This is a genomic window from Patescibacteria group bacterium, from assembly GCA_018896645.1.
In the GTDB taxonomy this organism is placed as follows: Bacteria; Patescibacteriota; Patescibacteriia; order UBA2591; family JABMQE01; genus JAHIMF01.
The window spans coordinates 1-5,679 of sequence record JAHIMF010000051.1 but is presented as its reverse complement, the minus strand read 5'-3'; the positions used below and the strand labels follow the sequence as shown (position 1 = coordinate 5,679).

The window sequence follows — 5,679 nt, the reverse complement described above, 5'->3', positions numbered from 1 at the left end:
GTTTCCATTATATCATTTGGACAAGCTCAAGACAAGCAACACTTTTTTCATCTTAATCCCCTCTTAGGTTGTAAATGAACTAACTAGTCCCAAATACAATTTCTCAATACTGTGAAATAATAAAAAATGATTATCGCACAATTGACAATCAACAATATTCTGTCTAAGACATTTAATTTTTTAATTCTGATTATTGAAAGCACTAGTTGAACTATGAAAATACCTATTATAATGAAATACCATTCGCCATATACAATCCAGGCTAATCCTTCTGGACATCCACCAGACATAATACCCAATAAAAAAAATAAAGAAAATATCAACACCGCCCCACCCAGCACCTTCAACAACAAATTCTTCTTTCGTGGCTTTTTAGTCAGGATTGGGGCATTTGAATCTTTTATAATGTTTTGTTCTTGTTCCATAAATTCTTCAAATTAAAAATAAAATATCAAAACTTGGTCTAGTTTTATTATAACATCAATCAAGCGAATCAGGCAACGATTTAGGCCCTATCATTTGCCCAGCCTCCGCCCAGTGATAAAATCACTGGGCTAATTTTTAAACCCCATTAATGGGGTTTGTTATTGTAGCCCTGGAATTTTATTCCTGGGCTATTTAGGCTAAGACTATTTTTTATCACAATCCCCTTCTGGTTTAGGCGTAGCCGGAGCTCCATGCTTAACCCACTGGCCTTCCACGCAAATCCAATCATCTTCTGGACCACCAATAACAAATCTTATAATAAACCAAACTATAATGACAATGAATATTATTAATAAAACTTTAAACAAGGTCTTCATATTTTCATTCTACCAAAAAATCGCCCCAGTCGCTCGCCTCGTTGAGTCGAAGCAGGCAACCAGGACGATTTTATGGAAATTTTTTTCTGTTTTACTCTGCTCTGCTAACGTTGGTAGCGTTAGGTCCTTTTGGACCTTGTGCTATTTCAAACGTTACTTTATCACCTTCTTGAAGCTCGTTGAATTGTACGTCTTTAAGTTCGTTTGAATGAAAAAAGAGATCTTTATCAGAATCATCATATGAAATGAATCCGAACCCACGATCTGTGAGTCTTTTGATTGTTCCTTGTGGCATTTTTTCTCTTAGATTAATGAATTAAATCTCAAACCTAGGGTACTGCAGTCTAGAAACCCGACTACGCTCCGCTTGCAGTTCTGATTTGATATGTCTTTATGCTATCATAAAACAATTAAAGTGTCAATAGCTTGGGTTTTCCTCACCAGAAATCTTTAATTCTCCGCTAACCTATCTGCAAAAATCAATACAACTTGTTCCATCTTGTATTGATTGTCCCATCCAAGTTTACTGACCATTGTTTAATCTTATGTTTCTTTAATTATCACCAAAATACAGGATAAAATCTTGGTTTGCAGTTTTTTATAAAATCTCCTGCACTCTTCCAACCTCGCCGGTTTCCAATCGCACTTTTATTCCATGAGGATGATGGGAAGAACTAGTTAAAATATCAGCCACAATGCCTGGGGTTAGTTTTCCTGCGGGTTGGTCTTGTTTTTGGACAATGGCCACGCGCAGGCCAAGTTTTATGTTGTCTCTGGTTTTGTTGGGCATAAAGGTTGGTTTAGTGTAGTTTTCAGCCCAAGGCTGATCACCCGTTAGGGTGAAAATGCGTATTTCTTTTTTTACTTCTCGGCCTCCCCTACTGCCTCGCGATATTTACAAAAATCGCAATCTGGGTTTGGGGCAGGGATTTTGTCGGCGAGCAGGCACTTGTGCGCATTGATAATGGTTTTTTCGACCCAAGAATCATCGCCTATATAAGAAACCAAAGTAATATCAAATTCTAATTTGGCGTCAAAGGCCTTTCTGTCGGTAATGCCATTGCAATAGACGAAGTATCCAGTGTCCGAGACTTTATAGCCATTCTGGCGCAAAAGCCATTGGTAAATCTCCATCTGCCTTTTATAACTATCCTGCCAGTCCTCATCTAATTCTGTAATATCTTTATCTTTGCTGGTGGCTTTGTAATCCACCACAATATACTCTGCTTTGGAGTTTTGCCACAAATCATCTATGGCGCCGGTTATTGTAAGCCCGGTAGGTTCATGAAAATACCGGATGCCTTTAAAATTTTCCCGCCATTCGTCCAGTTGCTCGTGCGCCACAGGGGTTGCGTCTATGCCATATTTTTCTATCAAAGGATGCTGTTTGTCTTTAGCCCGGTGCAAATCGAATTCTTTCTTTAATAAATAATCTACTGCGGAATTTAAGGTAAAAGGAAACCCGCCCGGCCGGGCCGTGCCTAGGCGGTTGTCCAGGTAAAAACAGCGGGGGCATTGAAGAAATAAGTCTATTTTTGACCTGCTAAGTTTGAAGTTGTTTTGTACTCCGGGTTGGAAAAGCCAGTTGGGATTTTTGTGGGGGTTGTAGTAATTTGACATAATTATCTTTTAAAATTTATCTACAATTTTTGCTTGACAAAATATTCCTATAGGTTATAATGATTATACAAGAAGTAAATCCTCCTGTGTTGGGATACCGTAAGGCGTCCCGTCAAAGCAGGGGGTTTTTTTATTTTAGGGAAATAGCAAATTTTCCCCAATTATCTTATCCTTTATTATTTCGTAATATTCATAATCATTAAGCTCGTATTTTCTAAAAATTGCCCAAGAAATAAAATCAACCGCTTGAAGACATTTTTCTGTATGCGAGGGTTTTATTTTTATTTTAACTCCGCTGTTACTTCTTTTCTCTAAATTATTCCTTAAATAATTTTCAAAATTTTTCTTAAGAAATTTGTTAGTTTCTCTCTGGTCAATATAAATTTCTATGAGCTCCTTTTTATTCAAAACATTTTTATTGTGCAAACGATCTAATAATATATTGGCTGTATAATTATAAAGATAACTTTTCTGATTTTGTAAGTCCACATAAACTTTCTTTTTGTTCAAAACAATACAGAGCACCTTAATATCTTCCAAGTCTGCCAAGCAGCGAAGCATTCTCTTTTTGGTAATCGAATCAGCATGATAAGCGTGAAGTTCCATGACTCTGCGATATTTCTTTTTGAGTCTCCGGTGAATTTTTTTAACAACTTTCTCGATTTTTCGATGTTCGTTAGTTAAAACAATGGTCAAAACAAACCAACGGCTGGAACGTTGGCTGAATCCTAAATCGCCTGATTCGTCTAAGAATATGTATGACGTGGGTTAAAAATTTGAAAAGATATAATTTGAAAATAAAAACAGCGGGGGCATTGTAAAAAAATCTCTATTTTTTAGCGGGCCTGCCCGCCGAAGCTCCCCGGTCACACCGGGACTGGGGTAGTATTGGGACATAAGGTTATTTTAAAATCGTTCCTTGTTTTTTGGCTTTTTTTATTAATTTATCAAACTGCTACAGAACCCGGCTAAGGATGCAAAATTGCTTTATCGCCAATCTGGCTGGCCCAGAAAATCTTTTTGTCTTTTAACCATTTTAAAATTGATTCTCGCAGAACAATCGGCAAAACTGCTTCTTTTGAGAAGCGGCCAATATCAAAAAAGAAAAAATCAATATGGTCTTCCAGGCTTTTATCTTTTACATCCAAGGCCTCTACTTTATAATTTAAAATTAACTCATGATGCTCTTCCCTGTCTTGGGTAAACCCTGAACCACGAGGGTACAGGGTAAAGATATTTTCAACTGCCCCGATAAAAAAACTTTTCTTAATTGTTAGGTCCAGCTCTTCTTTTAACTCCCGCTTGAGCGCCTCCTCAGCGCTTTCGCCTGGCTCTATGTGCCCGCCAGGGGTAAAATAATGATCACTGCCCTTTTCGTGACAAACTAAAAGCTTATCATCTTTTTGGATGACAGCCCGGACTATAACTTCAAGATTGGCGCGGTGGGTGTGCATATGTGGATTATAGCGTGGATTTTAGTTAAACCTCAACCTCCCGTATCTCCAGCTCGGTTTTGACTGCCGCCTGTCCGCCCATGGAGAAGCAGGCAGGCAGGCCCTGCAAAGCAGGACGCGCCGCCAACAGCACTTGTTTGACAGTTATTTAGAAACTCACCCAAAATAGCCACACACCTAAAATGAGTAGAATAATAGTGCTAACCATCTGTTTCTTTTTGAATCTTTGGGCTTGTTTATGTATCTCCCCGCTGGCTCCACAATCCCTAAGCGAACAACAGTGAGCTGTAGGGCTGTGGAGCCGTAATGCAGGACGAAATCTTGGCTTACAGTTTGGCTCCACAGCCCTCCTTGCGAGTCGGGACTATGGAGCCAGCGGGGTACTAGTTTCTAGTTACTTTCTTCTTCCTGCCTCGCCTGCCTAGACGGCGAGGCTGGCCATTAGGCGGGCCAATCTTCAATCGTAATTTTTCTGGTCCGCGTATCCGCGGTTACCACTAATTTCTGCTTTTCTTTAAATCTCAAGGCCCGAATTATGCTTGGCGGAATAAGAATTCCAAACTGTATTTGGAATTCTTGCCTAATTTTCTTACGGCTTTAATTTTCATAGTCTTTTATTATTTTTTAGCGTGAATGCATTCATGAATGCATTCACGATGCATCTATAGATGCATCTATTGTTAACTCTGAACCGAACTTTGCTCTGGTTCAGGGTAATTATAGCATGAAAAAATATTTTACAAAAATAAAAACCGTCCTAGTTGGCGATTCGCATCTCGACTCCAGGTTATACCTGGTGCTAGCGGGGGCTCTCATACCAACAAACCTCCACCTCCTCGCCAATCTTTTCTTTCAAATACTCCTTAACCTCATAAAGCCCGCCTATTTTATCAATCAAACCCTTTTCCCAAGCCATCTGGCCGAGCATGCTTGAACCATCAGCCATTTGCCGCACCGCTTCTGTATCCAGTCCCCTGTTATCGGCCACATCTTTAATAAAATTCTCATGCATAATTTTAACATCCCGCATTAGTAATTCTTTTTCTTCTAAAGTCAAAATTTTATCAGGATCGCCGGTGTCTTTAAAACGGCCGGTGCTTAATTGGTTGTAAGTAAATCCTTCTTTTTGATTGCTTTTGGCATAATCCAAATAAGACATGGTAATTCCAATACTGCCAACATCAGAATTAGCCGAGGCAAAAATAATATCAGCGCCGCTAGCGGCCCAATAAGCGGCTGAAGCGCCCCCGTCCCTGATCACGGCCACGACCGGCTTCTCAACTCTTTTTAAAGCATCGGCCACTTCTTCCCCGGCCACGGCGCTGCCGCCGTAAGAATCTATTTCCAAAACAATCGCTTTAATCTCTTCGTCTTTATCCAGCTCTTCCAAAGTTAAGTTGATAATCTCCGAAGCCGCCTGGTCCGCATACATCTCTTGGTCAACTTCGTCATCTGCGGAAACAATATAAGTGGATAAGAACCCGTGAAGTTCAATGCCGGCAACATTGCAGTCATACTCTTCCATGTCCTCGTCCCATTCCTCCTCTCCCGGAAGATAGTCATCATAAGAACCAATTTGCCAGGAAATTTCATCTTTTATTATAATAAATGCAGCAACAACAATCATTGCAATAACAATCTTTTTTAAAACTTTTTTGTCTCTTTGGGGGTTGTAGAGTTGAAACATAAGGGGTGAAAGTTATTAATTTAAATTAAACCTGAAAATTATTTGGTATATTTATCAATTTGACATCCGACTCCAAAATAAAATCAACGGGCTCTTCGTTTTCTCGTCTTGCTTT

Annotated in this window: 8 protein-coding genes; all 8 read right to left on the bottom strand. The window is 39.4% G+C overall.

Features of this window, described 5'->3' with window-relative positions; translation table 11 throughout:
• Positions 1-83: 83 nt before the first annotated feature.
• Complete coding sequence (locus KKD20_03935; GenBank protein MBU4332245.1) at positions 84-425, bottom strand: hypothetical protein; 342 nt, start codon at positions 423-425, stop codon at positions 84-86.
• Positions 426-629: 204 nt separating this feature from the next.
• Positions 630-803 carry a hypothetical protein gene (locus tag KKD20_03930; protein ID MBU4332244.1) on the bottom strand — a complete coding sequence of 58 codons (174 nt, stop codon included), beginning with the start codon at positions 801-803 and terminating at the stop codon, positions 630-632.
• 91 nt (positions 804-894) lie between these two features.
• On the bottom strand, positions 895-1,098 hold the full coding sequence (locus KKD20_03925; protein MBU4332243.1) for a cold shock domain-containing protein: 204 nt from the start codon (positions 1,096-1,098) through the stop codon (positions 895-897).
• Between the two features lie 303 nt (positions 1,099-1,401).
• Entirely contained in the window at positions 1,402-1,593 is a 192-nt protein-coding gene (locus tag KKD20_03920) for a YwbE family protein (GenBank protein MBU4332242.1), read from the bottom strand.
• A 71-nt stretch (positions 1,594-1,664) separates the two neighbouring features.
• Entirely contained in the window at positions 1,665-2,423 is a 759-nt protein-coding gene (locus tag KKD20_03915) for a PD-(D/E)XK nuclease family protein (GenBank protein ID MBU4332241.1), read from the bottom strand.
• Positions 2,424-2,558: 135 nt separating this feature from the next.
• Positions 2,559-3,179: a DUF3800 domain-containing protein gene (locus tag KKD20_03910; protein ID MBU4332240.1), complete on the bottom strand. Its 621-nt coding sequence runs from the start codon at positions 3,177-3,179 to the stop codon at positions 2,559-2,561.
• A gap of 212 nt (positions 3,180-3,391) precedes the next feature.
• Positions 3,392-3,877: an NUDIX domain-containing protein gene (locus KKD20_03905; GenBank protein MBU4332239.1), complete on the bottom strand. Its 486-nt coding sequence runs from the start codon at positions 3,875-3,877 to the stop codon at positions 3,392-3,394.
• Between the two features lie 799 nt (positions 3,878-4,676).
• Positions 4,677-5,564 carry a S49 family peptidase gene (locus tag KKD20_03900; protein ID MBU4332238.1) on the bottom strand — a complete coding sequence of 296 codons (888 nt, stop codon included), beginning with the start codon at positions 5,562-5,564 and terminating at the stop codon, positions 4,677-4,679.
• Between the last annotated feature and the right edge of the window lie 115 nt (positions 5,565-5,679).

Coding starts and splice junctions, on each gene's coding strand:
- KKD20_03935 (MBU4332245.1), bottom strand. CDS start 425: ATGGAACAAGAACAAAACATTATAAAAGATTCAAATGCCCCAATCCTG.
- KKD20_03930 (MBU4332244.1), bottom strand. CDS start 803: ATGAAGACCTTGTTTAAAGTTTTATTAATAATATTCATTGTCATTATA.
- KKD20_03925 (MBU4332243.1), bottom strand. CDS start 1,098: ATGCCACAAGGAACAATCAAAAGACTCACAGATCGTGGGTTCGGATTC.
- KKD20_03920 (MBU4332242.1), bottom strand. CDS start 1,593: ATGCCCAACAAAACCAGAGACAACATAAAACTTGGCCTGCGCGTGGCC.
- KKD20_03915 (MBU4332241.1), bottom strand. CDS start 2,423: ATGTCAAATTACTACAACCCCCACAAAAATCCCAACTGGCTTTTCCAA.
- KKD20_03905 (MBU4332239.1), bottom strand. CDS start 3,877: ATGCACACCCACCGCGCCAATCTTGAAGTTATAGTCCGGGCTGTCATC.
- KKD20_03900 (MBU4332238.1), bottom strand. CDS start 5,564: ATGTTTCAACTCTACAACCCCCAAAGAGACAAAAAAGTTTTAAAAAAG.